Origin of the sequence: Pseudomonas sp. R15(2017), from assembly GCF_002112685.1 — a bacterium.
In the GTDB taxonomy this organism is placed as follows: Bacteria; Pseudomonadota; Gammaproteobacteria; order Pseudomonadales; family Pseudomonadaceae; genus Aquipseudomonas; species Aquipseudomonas glycinae.
Window position 1 is genome coordinate 614,064 of sequence record NZ_NEII01000001.1, and the last position, 18,457, is coordinate 632,520.

Below are 18,457 nucleotides of genomic sequence, written 5' to 3' on the forward strand. Positions count from 1 at the left end.
GCCCGGACGGCTTAGGCCGTCCGGCATAAGCGATGCTCTCTAATTCAAGGCTGGTTGAGTTTGGCTTTCACGGCCTCCAGGCCTGGTTTACCGTCAATGGTGGTCACGCCAGCGAGCCAGGTATCGAGCACCTGTGGATTCTTTTTCAGCCAGGCCTTGGCGGCCGCGTCAGGCTTCATCTTGTCGTCCAGGATGTTGCCCATCAGTTCGCTTTCCATGTCGACGGTGAACTCCAGGTTTTTCAGCAGCTGGCCAACGTTGCTGCATTCCTCGGCGTAGCCCTTGCGGGTGTTGGTCGCCACGGTGGCGGCGCCGAAATCCGGGCCGAAGAAATCGTCACCACCGGTCAGGTACTGAATCTTGAAGCGCTTGTTCATCGGGTGCGGTGCCCAGCCCAGGAACACCACGGCGGTGTCGCGTTTTTGTGCGCGGTCGACCTGCGACAGCATGCCCGCCTCGCTGGACTCGACGACCTTGAAGCCGGCGTCTTTCAGGCCGAAGGCGTTCTTGTCGATCATGCTCTGGATCAGACGGTTGCCGTCGTTGCCCGGCTCGATCCCGTAGATCTTGCCGTCGAGTTCTTTCTTGAATTTGGCGATGTCGGCGAAGTCGTGCAGGCCCTTGTCATACAAAGCCTGGGGAACGGCGAGGGTGTACTTGGCGCCCTTGAGGTTGGTGCGCACGGTTTCCACGGTGCCGGCGTCGCGGTAGGCCTTGATGTCGTTTTCCATGGTCGGCATCCAGTTGCCGAGGAACACGTCCATGTTCTTGCCGTCGGCCAGCGACTTGTAGGTCACGGGTACGGAAATCATGGTGGTCTTGGTCTTGTAGCCGAGGGCGTTGAGCACAACGCTGGTGGTGGCGGTGGTTGCGGTGATGTCGGTCCAGCCGACATCGGAGAAGTTCACGGTACTGCACTGCGCCGGTTCTGCGGCTTGAGCCAGTAACGGCAGACTCAGCATGGCGGCCAACAACAACGACGGGGAACCTTTCATGAATGGACTCCTTGGTGTTTTTTTTGGCAGTGTTCCGATTGGACCACCGCACTTATGGGTTGCGGTTGGATGGCGTTCTGGAGACAGCTCTACCGCAGCGCCTTGCAATCGAGTCGATACGATCATGTACCAGTGAAAATCTGACGCCTACAGGGTGCGTCGTATCCAGTACAGGGATGGTCGCATCCAGTGTCAGTGACGTCGTTTACAGCTTTTTTCTGCCCTTTCTGGCCATCTGAACCGCATAAAAACGGCGAAAACACGGGCTGAAACCGGCACGGCGTTGGTGGGCATGAGTACGTCGGTGTCAGACGCCGAACGACCCGGGAAAAGCCTGATGATGCGGGCATTCCGGCGGATCGCAGCTTGAGCGTAGCAGCTCCGCCAGCGGGCGTTTCACGCCCCGGACCGGCACTCTCAGGAGCTCTGCAGCAATGGCTATCAGCGTTTTCGACCTGTTCAAAATCGGCATCGGCCCTTCCAGTTCCCACACCGTCGGGCCCATGCGCGCCGCCGCCCTGTTCGTCGAGTCGTTGCGCGACAAATATCTACTGGAGCAGGTGCGCCGCATCGAGGTGCAGCTGTTCGGCTCGCTGTCGGCCACCGGTGTCGGTCACGGCAGCGACAACGCGGTGATCATGGGCCTGATGGGCGAGTGGCCGGACGCGATCGACCCGTCGCAGATCGGCCCGCGGATTCAGGCCCTGCGCGAAACCCACACGCTGTTGCTCGACGGTCGTTTGTCGGTGCCCTTTATATGGGGCCGGGACATGCGCCTGATCGACGAGAACCTGCCGTTCCACCCCAACGCCATGACCCTGGTTGCCGAAGGCGATCACGGCGAGTTGCATCGCGACACCTACTATTCGGTCGGCGGCGGTTTTGTGGTGGACGAGGCGCAGGCCTCCAGCGGCGTGGTGGATCTGGATCGCACCGAGTTGCCTTACGATTTTTCCAGCGCGGTGGAGTTGCTGGAACTGTGCAAGACCCACAACCTGCGCGTGGCCGAATTGATGATGGCCAACGAGAAGGTCTGGCGCAGCGAAGAGGAAATCCGCGCCGGCCTGATGAAACTCTGGCGGGCGATGCAGGATTGCGTCGAGCAGGGCCTCAAGCACGAAGGCATCCTGCCCGGCGGCCTCAACGTGCGCCGCCGCGCGGCGAAGTTGCACCGCAGCCTTCAGGAATTGAACAAGCCCAACGTGATCGGCTCGACCCTCAGCGCGATGGAGTGGGTCAACCTGTTCGCCCTCGCGGTGAACGAGGAAAACGCCGCCGGCGGGCGCATGGTCACGGCACCCACCAACGGCGCCGCGGGGATCATTCCGGCGGTGCTGCACTACTTCATGAAATTCAGCGAGGCGGTGACTGACGCCAACGTGGTCGACTATTTCCTCGGGGCGGCGGCGGTGGGGATTCTGTGCAAGAAGAATGCTTCGATCTCCGGCGCCGAAGTCGGCTGCCAGGGTGAAGTCGGTTCGGCCTGTGCGATGGCGGCGGCAGGGCTGGCGGAAATCCTCGGCGCGAGTCCTGAGCAGTTGTGCAACGCGGCGGAAATCGGCCTCGAACACAACCTGGGTCTGACCTGCGATCCGGTGGGTGGCCTGGTGCAAGTGCCGTGCATCGAGCGCAATGCGATTGCGGCGGTGAAGGCGATCAACGCGGCACAGATGGCGTTGCGCGGGGACGGTCAGCACTTTATTTCGCTGGACCGGGTGATCCGCACCATGCGCGATACCGGCGCCGACATGCATGACAAATATAAAGAGACATCGCGGGGCGGGTTGGCGGTCAGCGCGGTGGAATGCTGATACCTGGTCGCCCCAATCGCTGGCAAGCCAGCTCCCACAGGGTTTTGAGGTGTTACCAAAATAGCAGCAACACCAAACAAACTGTGGGAGCTGGCTTGCCAGCGATGAGGCCGCGGTTGAATGTTGAGTCAGTAAATTTGAGGTGTGGCCTTCGCGAGCAAGCCCGCTCCCACATTCGATCGCATTCCGGCAGAGGAACCCGCTCAATTGTGGGAGCTGGCTTGCCAGCGATGAGGCCGGACCAGTCAAAACTGCGCGTTAAGTGCACACCGGAATCAAAACGCGCCACCTTTTGGCGCGTCGTTATCAGATAAGAGCCTTTCCCACCTCCAGCGCCTGATTCGAAGGCGCTACCGTCCGTCACCTGTGCCTGCGGTGACACTGTAGGACAATCGTGCGCAGGCCAGTTCCCACAAGTGCTACCGATTTGCTCACACGCTCCGGGGCAGGGCATTCGCGGCCGCTGATGGCACTTCGAATCACCTCTCATCGGAGCGCTTGTATAGACGCGTCGCGACGTCGTTTTCAGGAGTTATTGAACAGCCATTCAATTTTAGGCATGGCAATTGCTCTGTCATAACAAAGCCCGTCTCACGCAAGAGAACGATGGCAATAACAAGAGCCTCCGCCTGAGGCCATCACCCGCTTTGTGTGAGGAGATACCGCGATGACGTCGTTCAACTCCGGGGCTCAACCCCAGAACCGTGCGCCTCAATCCATCGGCTTTCTGCTGCTGGACAATTTCACGCTGATTTCCCTGGCATCCGCAGTCGAACCCCTGCGCATGGCCAACCAGTTGTCCGGTCGCGAGCTGTATCGCTGGACCACCCTCACTGTCGATGGTGGCCAGGTCTGGGCCAGTGACGGTCTGCAGATCACCCCCGACGCTTCCATGCACAAAGCCCCGGCCCTCGACACCGTCATCGTGTGCGGCGGGATCGGGATTCAACGCACGGTTACCCGTGAACACGTGTCTTGGCTGCAAAGCCAGGCGCGTCAGTCGCGCCGCCTCGGTGCGGTGTGCACCGGCAGTTGGGCCCTGGCCTGCGCCGGCCTGCTCGATGGTTTCGATTGCAGCGTGCATTGGGAATGTCTGGCGGCGATGCAGGAAGCGTTTCCTCGCGTTGCGATGAGCACCCGTCTGTTCACCCTCGACCGCAACCGTTTCACCAGCTCCGGCGGTACCGCACCGCTGGACATGATGCTGCACCTGATCAGCCGCGATCACGGCCGTGAACTCTCCGCCGCGATCTCCGAGATGTTCGTCTACGAACGCATCCGCAACGAGCAGGATCACCAGCGTGTGCCGCTCAAGCACATGCTCGGCACCAACCAGCCGAAACTGCAGGAAATCGTCGCGCTGATGGAAGCCAACCTGGAGGAGCCGATCGACCTCGACGAACTGGCGGTGTACGTCGCCGTGTCCCGTCGCCAGCTCGAGCGCCTGTTCCAGAAATACCTGCACTGCTCGCCGTCGCGCTACTACCTCAAGCTGCGCCTGATCCGTGCGCGGCAACTGCTCAAGCAGACGCCGATGTCGATCATCGAAGTGGCGTCGGTCTGCGGGTTTGTGTCGACGCCGCACTTCTCCAAGTGCTACCGCGAATACTTCGGCATTCCGCCGCGTGACGAGCGCGTCGGCTCCAACACCACCCAGCAGGTGGCGATGATGCCGCTGCCGCAGGCCATCGTGATGTCGCCGCTGTCCGGGCCGATGTCGGCGCTGAGTCAGGCACGCAACGAATCCACATTCGCCAGTGTGAGGCTCTGATAAGTATCGTTCCCACGCTCTGCGTGGGAACGCAGCCCGGGACGCTCTGCGTCCCAAAAGGCCGAACGCGGAGCGTCCGTTGAGGCATTCCCACGCAGAGCGTGGGAACGATCAGGTGAGCAACGTCAGGCGCTATGGGTTTGTTGGTATTGCGCCAATGCCGGCAACAATTGTTTGTCGATGGCCTGACGCACTGCAGGCTGGATGCTGGCGCCGCTGGTGTACATGTCCTTGACCATCTTGCGCAGTTCAAAGGCGCGAACGTTATCCAGACCGCGCACCGCATACTCACAGGCCTGCTCGGCAGTTGAACCGCCCGGCACTTGAAAACCCAACGACTTGAGCTGGCCTAACAGGTCTTCCTGATCGATCAAATCGGCATACATCATGACGCGAATCCTTCTTCGGCAACGGAGGTCGTGGCTCGATTCTGGTAGGCATGCCCAGGCACGGCAAGGGCGATTTGTCGCAGTGGCCGCGACGGCTATGAACAGGTCGTTTTCGGCTAACTTGCCGGCAAGGGGAGTGGGCACACTGGCCTCAGCTTGCTTCACGAAGGTTTGGTCACCCTCGCCACGGCAGCTCCTCAACAGTACCCTCGCCCCGATCCTGTCACGGCTTGTATCGGGGTTTTTTTTGCCTGCGATTTACGCTGACGCGGTCTAGCGCTGCAACACCAGAATCCGCGACAGCAGCTCATCCCGGTCGATGTAGCAGCCCTGAAAATGCCGGGCCCCGGTGGCCGGGTCGAACGCATTGCGTGCGTGCAGGGTGCGGCGGTTGTCGAAGCACCACAGCTCGCCCGGATTGAGCCGCTGCATGACCCGGAAACGTGGCTCGCGGGTCATGGCGATGAAGCGTCGGTAAGCGCGATACAGCAGGGGCATCTGCTCCACGGACGTGTCGAACGCGCCGCGCAGGAAGTTGGCCATGCGGATTTCCGCGACCCGGCCCAACGCGTCCAGGGCGATGATCGGCGCCAGGCAGCGATAGTCGCTGTGGCGGTCCTTGTTGCGAAACTCCACCGGGATCTCGCACAGGGCCTTGAATGATGCGGGATCTTCCTGACGCAACGCTTCGGCAATCGCAAAACCGTCGACGAAAATACTCTCGCCACCCTCGGCGTCGTTCACCAGGCAATGCAGAAATTGCAGCCCCGGTTGCAGCTCGCGGGTCGGCAGGTCGGTGTGCAATGGCAGGTTGAAAGCGGTGTAGGCATTGCTGTCGGCGTCGGCCTTGGATTGCACGTTGAACAGCACGCCGAAGTTGCTCTCGCGGATGAACGAAATGCGCTGGGCGATCAGCTTCAGCGAGCCGGGTTCGGTGGGTACGCCGCGCACTTGAGTCAGGCCGATGTCGCGCACTGCCAGCAACCATTGCAGCAGTGCGGCGTTGTCGTTCATCAGGGCTGCATAGTCGAACACCGGCAACTGCAAATCGCCGCGCCACAGGAAGGGTTTCGGCTTGGCGGCGAGGCGTTCGGCGCGGGATTCATCATCGTAGGCGTGGGCGCGCAACCAGCCGGCATCGAAGCGGCTGAGGTGGTCGTCCTGCCAGTCGATACGCAGGCAGCCATCGGTGTCGATGTGCACCGCGGATGGCGTCAGGTCGGGAGCCGCATCGATGATCTCGAACACCTGCTCACGCGTGACGCTGTAGACGCACTGCGGACACGGACAGTTGTCGCGCAGCCACACGTGGTGGAACGGGCTGACACGCCCGTCGGCCCATTCGATCAGGACGCGATCCGCCAGGTTCTGCACGCCGTTCAGCGCGCTGATCAACGGATAAGTACGGAAATCGGCAACTGCAGCGGCGGTTTGCATGGCGGCTCCTTGTGAGGGACGGATTTACCGGGCTGGGGGCAGGGCGATGACCCGGCCGATGTAAGCGGGAGCGGGCAGATCGGCCTGCTCGGCGACGATGGCTTGCAGACGGCCCAGGGTGTCCGGGGTAAACGGCGCGGAACGTGGCCCGGCCAGATCGACGTGCAGCAGCATCTGTTCGTTGCCGGCCAGCTCCTTGTCACCGCCGGCCAGGTGCAGGCTGTGATAGAGGTGCAGGCGTTTCTGGTCGTGGCCGATGATCTGCGTGCGCACTTCGACTTCGGCGTCGAGCTTCACTTCGTGCAGGTAGTTGAGGTGCAGTTCGAGGGTGAACAGCGAGTGTCCGCTGGCTTCGCGGTTGTTGCTGTCCATGCCGAGGCGATCCATCAGGGCGTCGGTGGCGTAGCTGAAAATCAGCAGATAGAAGGCGTCGCGCAGGTGGCCGTTGTAGTCGACCCAGTCGGGGATGATGCGGGTTTGGTAGGTGGTGAGGGTGGGCATGTTTATCTCCAGACACGAGCGTTCCCACGCTTTGCGTGGGACGCTCAATATGCGATTACTCGCTGAAACTCATTCCATGCTTTTCTTTGGTGGTCTTCACCGCCTCAAGCACCGCCAGCAGGCAATCATCACGATAGCGTTCCAGCGCCGAAATACTGTGCCGGCCCAATTGATCGCTGGTGCCATCCACCACATCGTCGATCAACTTGTCGGTCAGCTCCGGCGCCGGCAGGTATGTCCACGGCAACTGCAACGCCGGGCCGAACTGCGACATGAAGTGGCGCATACCAGCATCGCCACCGGCCAGGGTGTAAGTCAGGAACGTGCCCATGAACGACCAGCGCAGGCCAGCGCCAAAGCGGATCGCATCATCGATTTCACCGGTGGTCGCCACCCCGTCGTTGACCAGGTGCAGCGCCTCGCGCCACAGCGCTTCGAGCAGGCGGTCGGCGATGAAGCCCGGCACTTCCTTGCGCACATGCAGCGGTCGCATGCCGAGGGATTCGTAGACTTTCATCGCGGCCTGCACGGCTTCGGGCGCGGTGTTCTTGCCGCCGACCACTTCCACCAATGGCAGCAGGTAAACCGGGTTGAACGGGTGACCGACCACGCAACGTTCCGGGTGAGTCGAACTCTCGTAGAACTCGCTTGGCAACAGACCCGAGGTGCTGGACCCGATCAGGGCATTCGGCTTGGCTGCCGCACTGATTTTGCTGTGCAGATCCAGTTTCAGTTCGAGGCGTTCCGGGGCGCTTTCCTGGATGAAGTCCGCATCGCGCACGCATTCTTCAATGGTTGCGACAAAGCGCAGGCGATCCTGCGACGCGCCGGGCGCCAGACCGTTTTTCTCCAGCGCGCCCCAGGCGTTGGCCACGCGTTTGCGCAGCGCCGCTTCGGCACCCGGCGCCGGGTCCCAGGCCACCACGTCGAGGCCGTGGGCGAGGGCGCGGGCGACCCAGCCGCTGCCGATGACGCCGCTGCCCAGTGCTGCGAAGGTTTTGATTTCGGTGATAAAGCTCATGGTCATGTCCTAAAGAGTTCGCAGAACCCTGTGGGAGCGGGCTTGCCCGCGATAGCGTCGGTACTACCGAAAAAATCTGTCGGTAGAAAAAACCTCATCGCGGGCAAGCCCGCTCCCACAGGATCAGAGGTGAATTCGAATCAGCCGCGCTGGGTCAGGCCCATCTTCTTGCGACCTTCAGCCGGGGTCAGCACGCGGGCGCCGAGGCGGCTGAGGATCTCGGTGGCGCGTTCGACCAGTTGGCCGTTGGTCGCCAGCACGCCTTTGTCCAGCCACAGGTTGTCTTCCAGGCCGACCCGCACGTTGCCGCCGAGCAGCACCGCTTGCGCGGCCATCGGCATCTGCATCCGGCCGATGCCGAACCCGGCCCACACCGCGTCGGCAGGCAGGTTGTCGACCATGGCTTTCATGGTGGTGGTGTCGGCCGGCGCGCCCCACGGGATGCCCAGGCACAGCTGGAACAGCGGATTGTCGAGCAGGCCTTCCTTGATCATCTGTTTGGCGAACCACAGGTGGCCGGTGTCGAAAATCTCCAGCTCCGCCTTCACGCCCAGCTCGGTGATGCGCTTGGCACCGGCGCGCAGCTGGGCTGGGGTGGAGACGTAAATGGTGTCGCCGTCGCCGAAATTCAGGGTGCCGCAATCCAGCGTGCAGATTTCCGGCAGCAGTTCTTCGACATGGGCCAGACGGGTCAGCGGGCCGACCAGATCGGTGTTCGGGCCGAACTCCATCGGGTTCTCGCCCGGGCCGATTTCCAGGTCGCCGCCCATGCCGGCGGTGAGGTTGACGATGATGTCGACGTCGGCTTCGCGGATGCGCTCCATGACTTCGCGGTACAGCGCCACGTCGCGGCTGAACTTTCCGGTCTGCGGGTCACGGACGTGGCAGTGCACGACCGTGGCGCCGGCCTTGGCCGCTTCTACTGCGGCAGCGGCGATCTGTTTCGGGGTGACCGGCACGTGAGGGCTCTTGGCGGTCGTGTCGCCAGCACCGGTGAGTGCGCAGGTGATGATGACGTCGTGGTTCATGGTGCGTTTTCCTTCAGGCGTGATGGGTCTGTTCGCAGCCCGTGGCGGCCTGCGAAGTGGTTCGTTCGTTGCGGTTTATTTGCTGGTGAGCTGGAGGTTTTCTGCCGCCGGTTTGCCATCGAAGGTGGTGACGCCTTCGAGCCAGCGCTGTTTGTCCTGCGGGTGATCCTTGAGCCATTGTTTGGCTGATTCGAAAGCGTCCTTGTGATCGAGCAGCGGCTGCATCATCCGGCTCTCGTCTTCGGCGGTGAACGTCAGGTTGCTCAGCAGGCGGCTGACGTTCGGGCATTGTTCGGCGTATTTCGGTGCGGTGACGGTCCACACGGTGGCCATGCCTTCGTTCGGGCCGAGGGCGTCGTCGCTGCCGGTCAGATAAGTCATCTGCACGTTGACGTTCATCGGGTGCGGTGCCCAGCCGAAGAACACCACGGCTTCCTTGCGGCGCACGGCGCGATCGACGGCGGCGAGCATGCCGGCCTCGCTGGACTCCACGAGCTGGAACTTGCCAAGGCCGAACTGGTTCTTGGTGATCATCGCCTTGATCTGGGTGTTGGCGCCCGAGCCAGGCTCGATGCCGTAGATCTTGCCGCCCAACTCTTTTTCAAACTTGGCGATGTCGGCGAAGGTTTTCAGGCCCTTGTCCGCCAGATAGGTCGGCACGGCGAGGGTGGCGCGGGCGTCCTTGAGACTTGGCGCTTCAAGCACCTTGACCTGGTTGGCCTCGACGAACGGGGTGATGGTCTGGGTCATCAGCGGGTTCCAGTAGCCGAGGAACAGGTCCAGACGCTGGTCGCGGATGCCGGCAAAGACGATCTGCTGGGAGGCGCTGGTCTGTTTGGTGCTGTAGCCGAGGCCGTCGAGCAGAACCTGGGCCATGGCGCTGGTGGCGATCACGTCGGTCCAGTTCACCACGCCCATGCGCACGTTCTGACACGATGGGGAATCGGCCGCCATGACACTGGCGCTTAAAAACGCGGTACCGCTGAGTGCGAGAACACAGCTGCTGATCAGTCGTTTCATGTCGGGTTCCTCGGCAGGTCGTTATTGTGGGGCCCGGCATCTGTCGTGCCGGTGATGCTCAAATTACGCAGCAATGCCCCCGCAAAAACGCACTGCGGCGACCAGCTCTTGCACTGCAGCGACCTGTGCTCTTGAATGCCGCCGACAACTGGCGTATCAACGTTGCACGCTACCCGCGATTCGAGTGCGCGCCATGTCCCAGGATTTCTACTTTCTGTTGATGCCGGGTTTTTCCGCCATCGGTTTCATCTCTGCGATCGAACCGCTGCGGGTGGCCAACCGCTTTCGCGGCGAGCTGTACCGCTGGCACGTCTTGAGCGCCGATGGCGGGGCGGTGCTGGCGAGCAACGGGATGTCGGTCAACGCCGATGCGGCGCTGGAGCCGCTGAAGAAAGGGGCGACGCTGCTGGTGGTCGCCGGTTTCGAGCCGCTGAAATTCGCCACCCCGGCGCTGGAGCACTGGCTGCGACGGCTGGACAACGAAGGCGTGACCCTCGGCGCCATCGACACCGGCAGTTTCGTCCTTGCCGAAGCCGGTCTGCTCGATGGCCATCGCCTGACCCTGCACTGGGAGGCCATCGACGCCTTCAAGGAATCTTATCCACAGCTCAGCGTCACCCAGGAGCTGTTCGAGATCGACCGTCGGCGCATCACATCCGCCGGCGGCACCGCGTCCATCGACCTGATGCTCGACCTGATTGCCCAGGCCCACGGCCCGCAACTGGCGATCCAGGTCAGCGAGCAGTTTGTATTGGGGCGGATTCGTCCGCGCAAGGACCACCAGCGCATGGAAGTTGCCACGCGCTACGGCATCAGCAACAAGAAGCTGGTGCATGTTATCGGCGAGATGGAGCAGCACAGCGAACCGCCGCTGACCACCCTGGAGCTGGCGGAATCGATCAAGGTGACGCGCCGGCAACTGGAGCGGTTGTTCCGTCTGCACCTGAACGACACACCGAGCAATTTCTATCTGCGCCTAAGACTGGAAAAGGCCCGACAGCTGCTGCGCCAGACCGACATGAGCGTGCTGGAAGTCAGCATTGCCTGCGGATTTGAATCACCGTCGTATTTCACTCGCAGCTACCGGGCGAAGTTTGCCCGGTGTCCACGGGAGGACCGGCGACGGGAGGCCGTTTGACGGACGATTATAGTTAATTATACTTCCAGGTATAAATTACAGTCGTTTGAATAATTGAGTGTAAAACCATGTCCCGAAACAACGGCTTCGTTTTCCGCCGCCCCGCTCTGGCCCGCAGCGTTGCCGATGGTCTGGTGGGTGCAGGTCTGCAGGATTTCACCTCCGGCCTGTTTCTGGCAGCGCCGCGTCGCACCGGCAAAAGTACCTTTCTGCGCGAGGATCTGATCCCGGAATGCCAGGCCCGAGGCTGGCTGACGGTTTACGTCGACCTGTGGGCCGACAAGGAAAAAGACCCTGCTGACCTGATCGCCAGTGCCATTGCAGGCGCGTTGGTCCCCTTCGAAAAGGGCATTCGCAAACTGGCGAAGAATATCGGCATCGAAAAACTCAGCTTTCTGCGCACCTTGTCCTGGGATTTCACCAAGCCGCAACTGCCGGTCGGCGCGACCCTGACGCAAGCACTGGAACTGCTCCACAGCGCCGCCGAAAAATCCGTAGTGCTGGTGATCGATGAGGCCCAGCACGCGCTCACCACCGCCGCAGGCATCAACGCGATGTTTGCCCTGAAGGCAGCGCGGGATCAGCTCAACCAGGGACGGGAAGGCGAGGGCAGCGGTTTGCATCTGGTGTTCACCGGTTCCAATCGCGACAAACTCGCGCACCTGGTGCTGGGCAAGAGCCAACCGTTCTTCGGCTCGAGCATCACGCCCTTTCCGCTGCTGGGGAAAGAGTTCACCCAGGCGTACACCTTGCACCTCAACGCCCATCTGGCCGAGACCAACCAGTTCAGCGCGGCTGATATCGACGACGCCTTTGAATTGGTGGGGCGACGCCCGGAAATGTTGCGCACCATCATCGGCGAAGTCGCGCTGGAGCTGGGCGAGGCCAGCAATCTGGGGCAACTGCTGCAAAGCCGTGCCGAATTGTTGCGCGCAGGCGTATGGACCGAGTTCGAGAGCGCGTGGAACGCTCTGACAATTCCTCAGCGCGCCGTGCTGGAGGTGATGGTGGAGCGCTCACAGAACAACGAGCCCTTTGCACCGTTCACTGACAGCACGCTCATGGCGGTCGGCAAGGCACTGGAAAACATGGGCAGCGACGTGGTGCCGGGCACCCAGACCATTCAGGCCTGCATCGATGCCCTGCGCGACAAGGAACTGGTGTGGAAGTCGAGCCGTGGTGGCTATGCGCTGGAAGACAAGTCCTTCGGCGACTGGCTGAGCGCACGAAAAGCGCGCTAGCTACTTCTTCACCAATGCCGAGCACGCTGCCTTGTAGGCTTCATGCTGATACTTGTTCAGCGTGCCTGGCAGCTCGAAATTGTGCTTCTTGGCCTGGGCATTGATCGTCTGCGGTGACAGCAGCGTCACCTCGCAACCGTCCAGCAACTGAAACACGCCCTCGATCTTGAACGTGGTCGGCCCACCGGCGAATTCACCCTTCTTGCTGCGTTTCTTGATCGCGATGCGATCGATGGAGTTCTCGCGCACGAACGACGCCACCTGAGCGGCGAACAGCTTCACGTTGGCCGCCTCGTCGTCATCGTCCAGCGCGATTTTCTTGGTGTTCAACGCGACATGGCTCAGCACCGAACCGTCGAGGGACGCCACGGCGATGATCGCTTCACTGCCTTTGATTTCGATACCGCAGATGTTCATGTGAATCCCCTGATTGGCTGAAGAGGTGCAGCTTACAGCTCAAGCTGGTTGGCGGTGATGCCAAATGCCGCTGCAATCTTCGCGCAAGTAGCCTTGCACCGGCGCTCGGTTAGGGCAACGCCGAATTTCCGTTTGTCGGATACAGCCCGCTACCTGTTATTTCTGACAGTAGATCCTTATCGACATTGCTTCGAAGATTGATGCGAGGGCCATCACCGGCTCTGAACCCAAGAACGACTGTTCCGGCAAAGGAGTCGCACAATGATCGTCAGGAAAAACATCCGCTCGCATACGGCCGTCGAGCGGGCCGCATTCATCAACTGTCTGCTCACCCTCAAGCGCAATGGGGGGTACGACAAATATGTGCACTGGCATCACCAAGTGATGAAACCCACTGTGCATCCTTGGGAACCGCAAGATCCTGAGTATCGAAACGGAGCCCACCTCGGTCCGGCATTTCTGCCATGGCATCGAGAAATGTTGATGCAGTTCGAGGCGGACTTGCGTGCGATTGATCCTCAAGTGACTCTGCCGTATTGGGATTGGACTCAGGACACGTTTGATCCGACAAACTCACCCGTCTGGAGTGATGAATGGATGGGCGGCAATGGCAGCCCAGGTGATCATGATCGAGTACAGACCGGGCCTTTTGCTCACCAGTACGGAAACTGGCCGGTTCCGGCCTACCCGGAAAACGGTGAGACGGAACCTGGTCTCAAGCGTCAGTTCGGCGTTCTTGTGACCTCGCTTCCGACGTCTGCAGACGTAGACATGGCGATGCGAGAGTGGTTGTACGATACGCCGCCTTACGATTCCGGCCCATACACCAGGGGATTTCGCAATCGACTGGAGGGGTGGATCACGCAACGAGGTGATCCTCAGGTCACAACCCCGGGTTCGCAGCTGCACAACCGCGTCCATCTGTGGATAGGGGGCAACATGTTGGCCATGACCTCCCCTGAAGATCCGGTGTTCTTCCTGCACCACTGCAATATCGACAGGATCTGGGCGAATTGGCAGGCACAAATGGCGCTGGACAATCCGCAATGGGCTCCGCATTACACGCCGATCAGTGGTGGGCCACCCGGTCATAACCTTGATGACACGCTGGCGCCATGGACGAGAACCGTCAGACACGTCATGGACATCCGCGCGTTGGGTTATGAATACGCGCCCATCCCGTCGTTGCAGAAGCGTCCCTTCAAGTCGCCTTTCATGGCGTCATGAGAATGGGGTGTCATCGTTCCTGCCCATTCGTGCGGGAACGCTCCTCACTCCTGCCCGATCGACTCCAAAAACTCCGACCGCTCGTCACTCATCCGCGCCACGCAATCGTTCTGCGCAATCTTGAACGCCTTGCTGCCGTCCGTCGCCGGGAAGGCTTCAACGGCGCAGTCGGCGTCGCGGGTTTTCAGCCATTGTTGCTGGGCGGCCTTGATTTTGGCGGTGATGTCGGCCAGTTGCGCCGGGTTCTTGCCGTAGGTGGTCTGCATGCGCTCGTTCAGGCTGGCGTAGTTGTCCTTGAGCAGGTCCTCGGCGGTGGTGCGGCTGTAGGTCGAGCATTCCAGGGTCTGGATGTCGTTTTCCACCGCGTCGCACGGGTTGTTGTCGGACTCTTCGGCGGCGTGTACGCCGGTCGCAATCAGGGCCAGGGCCAGGAAGATCGATTTCATTGATGTCGCCGCTCTAATCCAGTGGTGTTTCCGGGATGCGGCAGATTCTGGCTCAAGCTCGCGGGCTTGAACAGGTGGCCGGTCGGACCGGTTGGCGACCCTTTGTCGCGGATTGACGCTTTCGGCAATTCCCCTGTCGTTTTTGCACCCGGCTGGTCGCGCACCGAGGCATATGCTGGCCCCAAAGCGCCGGCAGACGATTCGGCGCATGAATCGCCAATAAGGGGACGCCTGATGAGCCCAGCCGAATTACACGCCGACAGCATCGTTATCGACGGTCTGATCATTGCCAAATGGAACCGCGAGCTGTTCGAAGACATGCGCAAGGGCGGTCTGACGGCGGCCAACTGCACCGTGTCGGTGTGGGAGGGCTTTCAGGCCACGGTCAACAACATCGCCGCCAGCCAGAAACTGATTCGCGAAAACAGCGATCTGGTGATCCCCGTCCGCACCACCGCCGACATCCGCAAGGCCAAGGAGCAGGGCAAGACCGGCATCCTCTTCGGCTTCCAGAACGCCCATGCGTTCGAAGACCAGATCGGTTATGTCGAGGTGTTCAAGCAGCTCGGCGTCGGCATCGTGCAGATGTGCTACAACACCCAGAACCTGGTGGGCACCGGTTGCTACGAACGTGACGGCGGCCTGTCGGGCTTCGGTCGCGAAATCGTCGCCGAGATGAACCGTGTCGGCGTCATGTGCGACCTGTCCCACGTCGGCTCCAAGACCTCCGAAGAAGTCATCCTCGAATCGAAAAAACCGGTCTGCTATTCCCACTGCCTGCCGTCGGGGCTGAAAGAGCACCCGCGCAACAAGTCCGATGAAGAGCTCAAGTTCATCGCTGACCACGGCGGTTTCGTCGGCGTGACCATGTTCGCGCCGTTCCTGGCCAAGGGCATCGATTCGACCATCGACGACTACGCCGAAGCCATCGAATACACCATGAACATCGTCGGCGAAGACGCCATCGGCATCGGCACCGACTTCACCCAGGGTCACGGCCAGGACTTCTTCGAATACCTGACTCACGACAAGGGCTACGCCCGCCGTCTGACCAACTTCGGCAAGATCATCAACCCGCTGGGCATCCGCACCGTCGGCGAGTTCCCGAACCTGACCGAAACCCTGCTCAAGCGCGGCCACTCCGAGCGCGTGGTACGCAAGATCATGGGCGAAAACTGGGTCAACGTCTTGAAAGACGTTTGGGGCGAGTAAGCCGCCGCTTCCCGAATACTTTCCCCCGGCCGTCCGCGCCGGGGGCAACACCAAAATTTTTCTGGAGTTAAGTTTCCATGGCCAAGATCGCCCCGCAATTGCCAATCGAAGTCGACAGCGAGACCGGTGTCTGGACCTCCGACGCCCTGCCGATGCTGTACGTGCCCCGGCATTTCTTCGTCAACAACCACATGGGCATCGAGGAAGTGCTGGGCGCTGACGCCTATGCCGAAATCCTCTACAAGGCCGGCTACAAATCCGCCTGGCACTGGTGTGAAAAAGAAGCCGAGTGCCACGGCCTGGAAGGCGTCGCGGTGTTCGAACACTACATGAAGCGCCTGTCGCAGCGCGGCTGGGGCCTGTTCAAGATCCAGGACATCGACCTCGACAAAGGCACCGCCAGCGTCAAGCTCGAACACTCGGCGTTCGTCTACGTCTACGGCAAGGTCGGGCGCAAGGTCGACTACATGTTCACCGGGTGGTTTGCCGGTGCCATGGACCAGATCCTCGCCGCTCGCGGCAGCAAGATCCGCACCGTGGCCGAGCAGGTCTACGGTGGCTCCGAAGAAGGCCACGACGACGGCCTGTTCACCGTCAAGCCGTTGTAAGTCGAGGAACCCGCCATGGCTTTCGAAGCAATGTTCCAGCCAATTCAAATTGGCAAACTGACCATCCGCAACCGCGTGCTCAGCACCGCGCACGCCGAGGTCTACGCGACCGACGGCGGCATGACCACCGAGCGGTACGTCAAATATTACGAAGAGAAAGCCAAGGGCGGCATCGGCCTGGCGATCTGTGGCGGTTCGTCCGTGGTGGCGATCGACAGCCCGCAGCAATGGTGGAGTTCGGTGAACCTGTCCACCGACCGGATCATCCCGCACTTCCAGAATCTCGCCGACGCCATGCACAAGCACGGCGCCAAGATCATGATCCAGATTACCCACATGGGTCGTCGCTCCCGTTGGGACGGTTTCCACTGGCCGACCCTGATGTCGCCGTCGGGCATCCGTGAACCGGTGCACCGCGCCACCTGCAAGACCATCGAGCCGGAAGAGATCTGGCGGGTGATCGGCAACTACGCGCAAGCCGCGCGCCGCGCCAAGGCCGGTGGCCTGGACGGCGTCGAACTGTCGGCCGTGCACCAGCACATGATCGACCAGTTCTGGAGCCCACGCGTCAACAAGCGTACCGACGAATGGGGCGGCACTTTCGAAGGCCGGATGAAATTCGGTCTGGAAGTCCTGAAAGCCGTACGCGCCGAGGTAGGTGACGACTTCTGCGTCGGCATGCGCATCTGCGGTGACGAGTTCCACCCGGACGGTCTGTCCCACGAAGACATGAAGCAGATCGCCCAGTATTACGACGACACCGGCATGCTCGATTTCATCGGCGTCGTCGGCTCGGGTTGCGACACGCACAACACCCTGGCCAACGTGATTCCGAACATGAGTTATCCGCCGGAGCCGTTCCTGCACCTGGCGGCCGGGATCAAGGAAGTGGTCAAGGTTCCGGTGCTGCACGCGCAGAACATCAAGGACCCGAATCAGGCTACGCGGATTCTCGAGGGCGGTTATGTCGACATGGTCGGCATGACCCGCGCCCACATCGCCGACCCGCACCTGATCGCCAAGATCAAAATGGGTCAGATCGACCAGATCAAACAATGTGTCGGCGCCAACTACTGCATCGACCGTCAGTACCAGGGTCTGGACGTGCTGTGCATCCAGAACGCCGCGACCTCCCGTGAATACATGGGCGTGCCGCACATCATCGAGAAATCCACCGGGCCGAAACGCAAGGTGGTGATCGTCGGTGCCGGCCCGGCGGGGATGGAAGCTGCCCGTGTGGCGGCCGAACGTGGCCACGACGTGACCCTGTTCGAGAAGAAAGAATTCATCGGCGGCCAGATCACTACGGCCTCGAAAGCGCCGCAGCGTGACCAGATCGCCGGTATCACCCGCTGGTTCCAGCTGGAGCTGGCACGCCTGAAAGTCGACCTGCGTCTGGGCACTGCGGCGGACGCCGACACCATCATGGACCTGCGTCCGGACATCGTGGTGCTGGCCGTAGGCGGGCATCCGTACCTGGAGCAGAACGAACACTGGGGCGCTGCCGAAGGGCTGGTGGTCAGCAGCTGGGACGTGCTCGACGGCAAGGTCGCGCCGGGCAAGAACGTGCTGGTCTACGACACGATCTGCGAGTTCACCGGGATGTCGGTGGCCGACTTCCTCGCCGACAAGGGCAGCCAGGTCGAGATCGTCACTGACGACATCAAACCGGGCGTGGCCATCGGCGGTACGTCGTTCCCGACCTACTACCGCAGCATGTACCCGAAAGAAGTGATCATGACCGGCGACATGATGCTGGAGAAGGTCTACCGCGAAGGCGACAAACTCGTCGCCGTGCTGGAGAACGAATACACCGGCGCCAAAGAGGAGCGGGTGGTGGATCAGGTGGTCGTCGAGAACGGCGTGCGCCCGGACGAAGAAATCTACTACGCCCTCAAGGACGGCTCGCGCAACAAGGGCCAGATCGACGTCGAGGCGCTGTTCGCGATCCAGCCGCAACCTTCGCTGAGCAGCACCGGCGACGGTTACCTGCTGTTCCGCATCGGTGACTGCGTGGCGCAGCGGAATACCCACGCCGCCATCTACGACGCCCTGCGATTGTGCAAAGACTTCTAAACGCTGATGGACTGATCGTTCCCACGCTCTGCGTGGGAATGCAGCCCGGGACGCTCCGCGTCCCAAAGCGGACGCAGAGCGTCCATTGAGGCATTCCCACGCAGAGCGTGGGAACGATC

Annotated in this window: 17 protein-coding genes; 8 read left to right on the plus strand and 9 right to left on the minus strand. The window is 61.4% G+C overall.

Annotated features, from left to right (window positions below):
* Window positions 1–44 precede the first annotated feature (44 nt).
* A complete protein-coding gene (locus CAF77_RS02895; protein WP_085653995.1) occupies window positions 45–995 on the minus strand; it encodes a choline ABC transporter substrate-binding protein in 951 nt (316 codons plus the stop codon).
* A gap of 434 nt (window positions 996–1,429) precedes the next feature.
* Between CAF77_RS02895 and CAF77_RS02900 the strand changes: the two genes are divergently transcribed.
* Complete coding sequence (locus CAF77_RS02900; protein ID WP_064380216.1) at window positions 1,430–2,806, plus strand: L-serine ammonia-lyase; 1,377 nt, start codon at window positions 1,430–1,432, stop codon at window positions 2,804–2,806.
* Window positions 2,807–3,473: 667 nt separating this feature from the next.
* Window positions 3,474–4,577, plus strand: coding sequence for a GlxA family transcriptional regulator (locus CAF77_RS02905; protein WP_011336300.1), 1,104 nt, complete (start codon window positions 3,474–3,476; stop codon window positions 4,575–4,577).
* A gap of 125 nt (window positions 4,578–4,702) precedes the next feature.
* Here CAF77_RS02905 and CAF77_RS02910 read toward each other — a convergent pair whose 3' ends face one another.
* The 6 genes from CAF77_RS02910 to choX all read right to left on the minus strand — a co-directional run bounded on the left by CAF77_RS02910 (window position 4,703) and on the right by choX (window position 9,973).
* The gene (locus CAF77_RS02910) at window positions 4,703–4,966 is read right to left on the minus strand and encodes a hypothetical protein (RefSeq protein ID WP_064380218.1); all 264 of its coding nucleotides are present in this window, start codon (window positions 4,964–4,966) and stop codon (window positions 4,703–4,705) included.
* A gap of 273 nt (window positions 4,967–5,239) precedes the next feature.
* On the minus strand, window positions 5,240–6,403 hold the full coding sequence (locus CAF77_RS02915; RefSeq protein ID WP_064380219.1) for a gamma-butyrobetaine dioxygenase: 1,164 nt from the start codon (window positions 6,401–6,403) through the stop codon (window positions 5,240–5,242).
* A gap of 24 nt (window positions 6,404–6,427) precedes the next feature.
* On the minus strand, window positions 6,428–6,904 hold the full coding sequence (locus CAF77_RS02920) for a thioesterase family protein (protein WP_064380221.1): 477 nt from the start codon (window positions 6,902–6,904) through the stop codon (window positions 6,428–6,430).
* A 55-nt stretch (window positions 6,905–6,959) separates the two neighbouring features.
* Complete coding sequence (locus CAF77_RS02925) at window positions 6,960–7,925, minus strand: L-carnitine dehydrogenase (RefSeq protein ID WP_011336297.1); 966 nt, start codon at window positions 7,923–7,925, stop codon at window positions 6,960–6,962.
* A 140-nt stretch (window positions 7,926–8,065) separates the two neighbouring features.
* Window positions 8,066–8,953, minus strand: coding sequence for a 3-keto-5-aminohexanoate cleavage protein (locus CAF77_RS02930; RefSeq protein ID WP_064380223.1), 888 nt, complete (start codon window positions 8,951–8,953; stop codon window positions 8,066–8,068).
* Between the two features lie 75 nt (window positions 8,954–9,028).
* On the minus strand, window positions 9,029–9,973 hold the full coding sequence (gene choX, locus CAF77_RS02935) for a choline ABC transporter substrate-binding protein (protein WP_085653996.1): 945 nt from the start codon (window positions 9,971–9,973) through the stop codon (window positions 9,029–9,031).
* Window positions 9,974–10,166: 193 nt separating this feature from the next.
* Here choX and CAF77_RS02940 point away from each other — a divergent pair, with 193 nt between their 5' ends.
* Both CAF77_RS02940 and CAF77_RS02945 read left to right on the plus strand, forming a co-directional pair.
* Complete coding sequence (locus tag CAF77_RS02940) at window positions 10,167–11,111, plus strand: GlxA family transcriptional regulator (protein ID WP_011336294.1); 945 nt, start codon at window positions 10,167–10,169, stop codon at window positions 11,109–11,111.
* Window positions 11,112–11,179: 68 nt separating this feature from the next.
* Complete coding sequence (locus tag CAF77_RS02945; protein WP_085653997.1) at window positions 11,180–12,352, plus strand: hypothetical protein; 1,173 nt, start codon at window positions 11,180–11,182, stop codon at window positions 12,350–12,352.
* On the opposite strand, the gene CAF77_RS02950 is transcribed toward CAF77_RS02945, so the two are convergent.
* Window positions 12,353–12,769 (minus strand): DUF3010 family protein, encoded by a 417-nt coding sequence (locus tag CAF77_RS02950; RefSeq protein ID WP_007959772.1) that lies wholly within the window; start codon window positions 12,767–12,769, stop codon window positions 12,353–12,355. It lies immediately after the preceding gene.
* A 261-nt stretch (window positions 12,770–13,030) separates the two neighbouring features.
* On the opposite strand from CAF77_RS02950, the gene CAF77_RS02955 reads away from it, so the two are divergent.
* Window positions 13,031–13,996, plus strand: a complete 966-nt coding sequence (locus CAF77_RS02955) for a tyrosinase family protein (protein WP_085653998.1) — start codon at window positions 13,031–13,033, stop codon at window positions 13,994–13,996.
* A gap of 44 nt (window positions 13,997–14,040) precedes the next feature.
* Here CAF77_RS02955 and CAF77_RS02960 read toward each other — a convergent pair whose 3' ends face one another.
* On the minus strand, window positions 14,041–14,442 hold the full coding sequence (locus CAF77_RS02960) for a lysozyme inhibitor LprI family protein (protein WP_064380231.1): 402 nt from the start codon (window positions 14,440–14,442) through the stop codon (window positions 14,041–14,043).
* 234 nt (window positions 14,443–14,676) lie between these two features.
* Here CAF77_RS02960 and CAF77_RS02965 point away from each other — a divergent pair, with 234 nt between their 5' ends.
* From CAF77_RS02965 to dgcA, 3 genes are all read left to right on the plus strand, one after another.
* On the plus strand, window positions 14,677–15,654 hold the full coding sequence (locus CAF77_RS02965) for a dipeptidase (protein WP_007959776.1): 978 nt from the start codon (window positions 14,677–14,679) through the stop codon (window positions 15,652–15,654).
* Between the two features lie 77 nt (window positions 15,655–15,731).
* Window positions 15,732–16,262, plus strand: coding sequence for a DUF5943 domain-containing protein (locus CAF77_RS02970; protein ID WP_007926354.1), 531 nt, complete (start codon window positions 15,732–15,734; stop codon window positions 16,260–16,262).
* Between the two features lie 15 nt (window positions 16,263–16,277).
* Window positions 16,278–18,338 carry a dimethylglycine demethylation protein DgcA gene (gene dgcA / locus CAF77_RS02975; protein ID WP_085653999.1) on the plus strand — a complete coding sequence of 687 codons (2,061 nt, stop codon included), beginning with the start codon at window positions 16,278–16,280 and terminating at the stop codon, window positions 18,336–18,338.
* The last annotated feature ends 119 nt before the right edge of the window (window positions 18,339–18,457 follow it).

Excerpts from the sequence above, each read along its gene's own strand:
- CAF77_RS02895 (WP_085653995.1), bottom strand. The coding sequence starts at position 995 with ATGAAAGGTTCCCCGTCGTTGTTGTTGGCCGCCATGCTGAGTCTGCCG.
- CAF77_RS02900 (WP_064380216.1), top strand. The coding sequence starts at position 1,430 with ATGGCTATCAGCGTTTTCGACCTGTTCAAAATCGGCATCGGCCCTTCC.
- CAF77_RS02905 (WP_011336300.1), top strand. The coding sequence starts at position 3,474 with ATGACGTCGTTCAACTCCGGGGCTCAACCCCAGAACCGTGCGCCTCAA.
- CAF77_RS02910 (WP_064380218.1), bottom strand. The coding sequence starts at position 4,966 with ATGATGTATGCCGATTTGATCGATCAGGAAGACCTGTTAGGCCAGCTC.
- CAF77_RS02915 (WP_064380219.1), bottom strand. The coding sequence starts at position 6,403 with ATGCAAACCGCCGCTGCAGTTGCCGATTTCCGTACTTATCCGTTGATC.
- CAF77_RS02920 (WP_064380221.1), bottom strand. The coding sequence starts at position 6,904 with ATGCCCACCCTCACCACCTACCAAACCCGCATCATCCCCGACTGGGTC.
- CAF77_RS02925 (WP_011336297.1), bottom strand. The coding sequence starts at position 7,925 with ATGAGCTTTATCACCGAAATCAAAACCTTCGCAGCACTGGGCAGCGGC.
- CAF77_RS02930 (WP_064380223.1), bottom strand. The coding sequence starts at position 8,953 with ATGAACCACGACGTCATCATCACCTGCGCACTCACCGGTGCTGGCGAC.
- choX (WP_085653996.1), bottom strand. The coding sequence starts at position 9,973 with ATGAAACGACTGATCAGCAGCTGTGTTCTCGCACTCAGCGGTACCGCG.
- CAF77_RS02940 (WP_011336294.1), top strand. The coding sequence starts at position 10,167 with ATGTCCCAGGATTTCTACTTTCTGTTGATGCCGGGTTTTTCCGCCATC.
- CAF77_RS02945 (WP_085653997.1), top strand. The coding sequence starts at position 11,180 with ATGTCCCGAAACAACGGCTTCGTTTTCCGCCGCCCCGCTCTGGCCCGC.
- CAF77_RS02950 (WP_007959772.1), bottom strand. The coding sequence starts at position 12,769 with ATGAACATCTGCGGTATCGAAATCAAAGGCAGTGAAGCGATCATCGCC.
- CAF77_RS02955 (WP_085653998.1), top strand. The coding sequence starts at position 13,031 with ATGATCGTCAGGAAAAACATCCGCTCGCATACGGCCGTCGAGCGGGCC.
- CAF77_RS02960 (WP_064380231.1), bottom strand. The coding sequence starts at position 14,442 with ATGAAATCGATCTTCCTGGCCCTGGCCCTGATTGCGACCGGCGTACAC.
- CAF77_RS02965 (WP_007959776.1), top strand. The coding sequence starts at position 14,677 with ATGAGCCCAGCCGAATTACACGCCGACAGCATCGTTATCGACGGTCTG.
- CAF77_RS02970 (WP_007926354.1), top strand. The coding sequence starts at position 15,732 with ATGGCCAAGATCGCCCCGCAATTGCCAATCGAAGTCGACAGCGAGACC.
- dgcA (WP_085653999.1), top strand. The coding sequence starts at position 16,278 with ATGGCTTTCGAAGCAATGTTCCAGCCAATTCAAATTGGCAAACTGACC.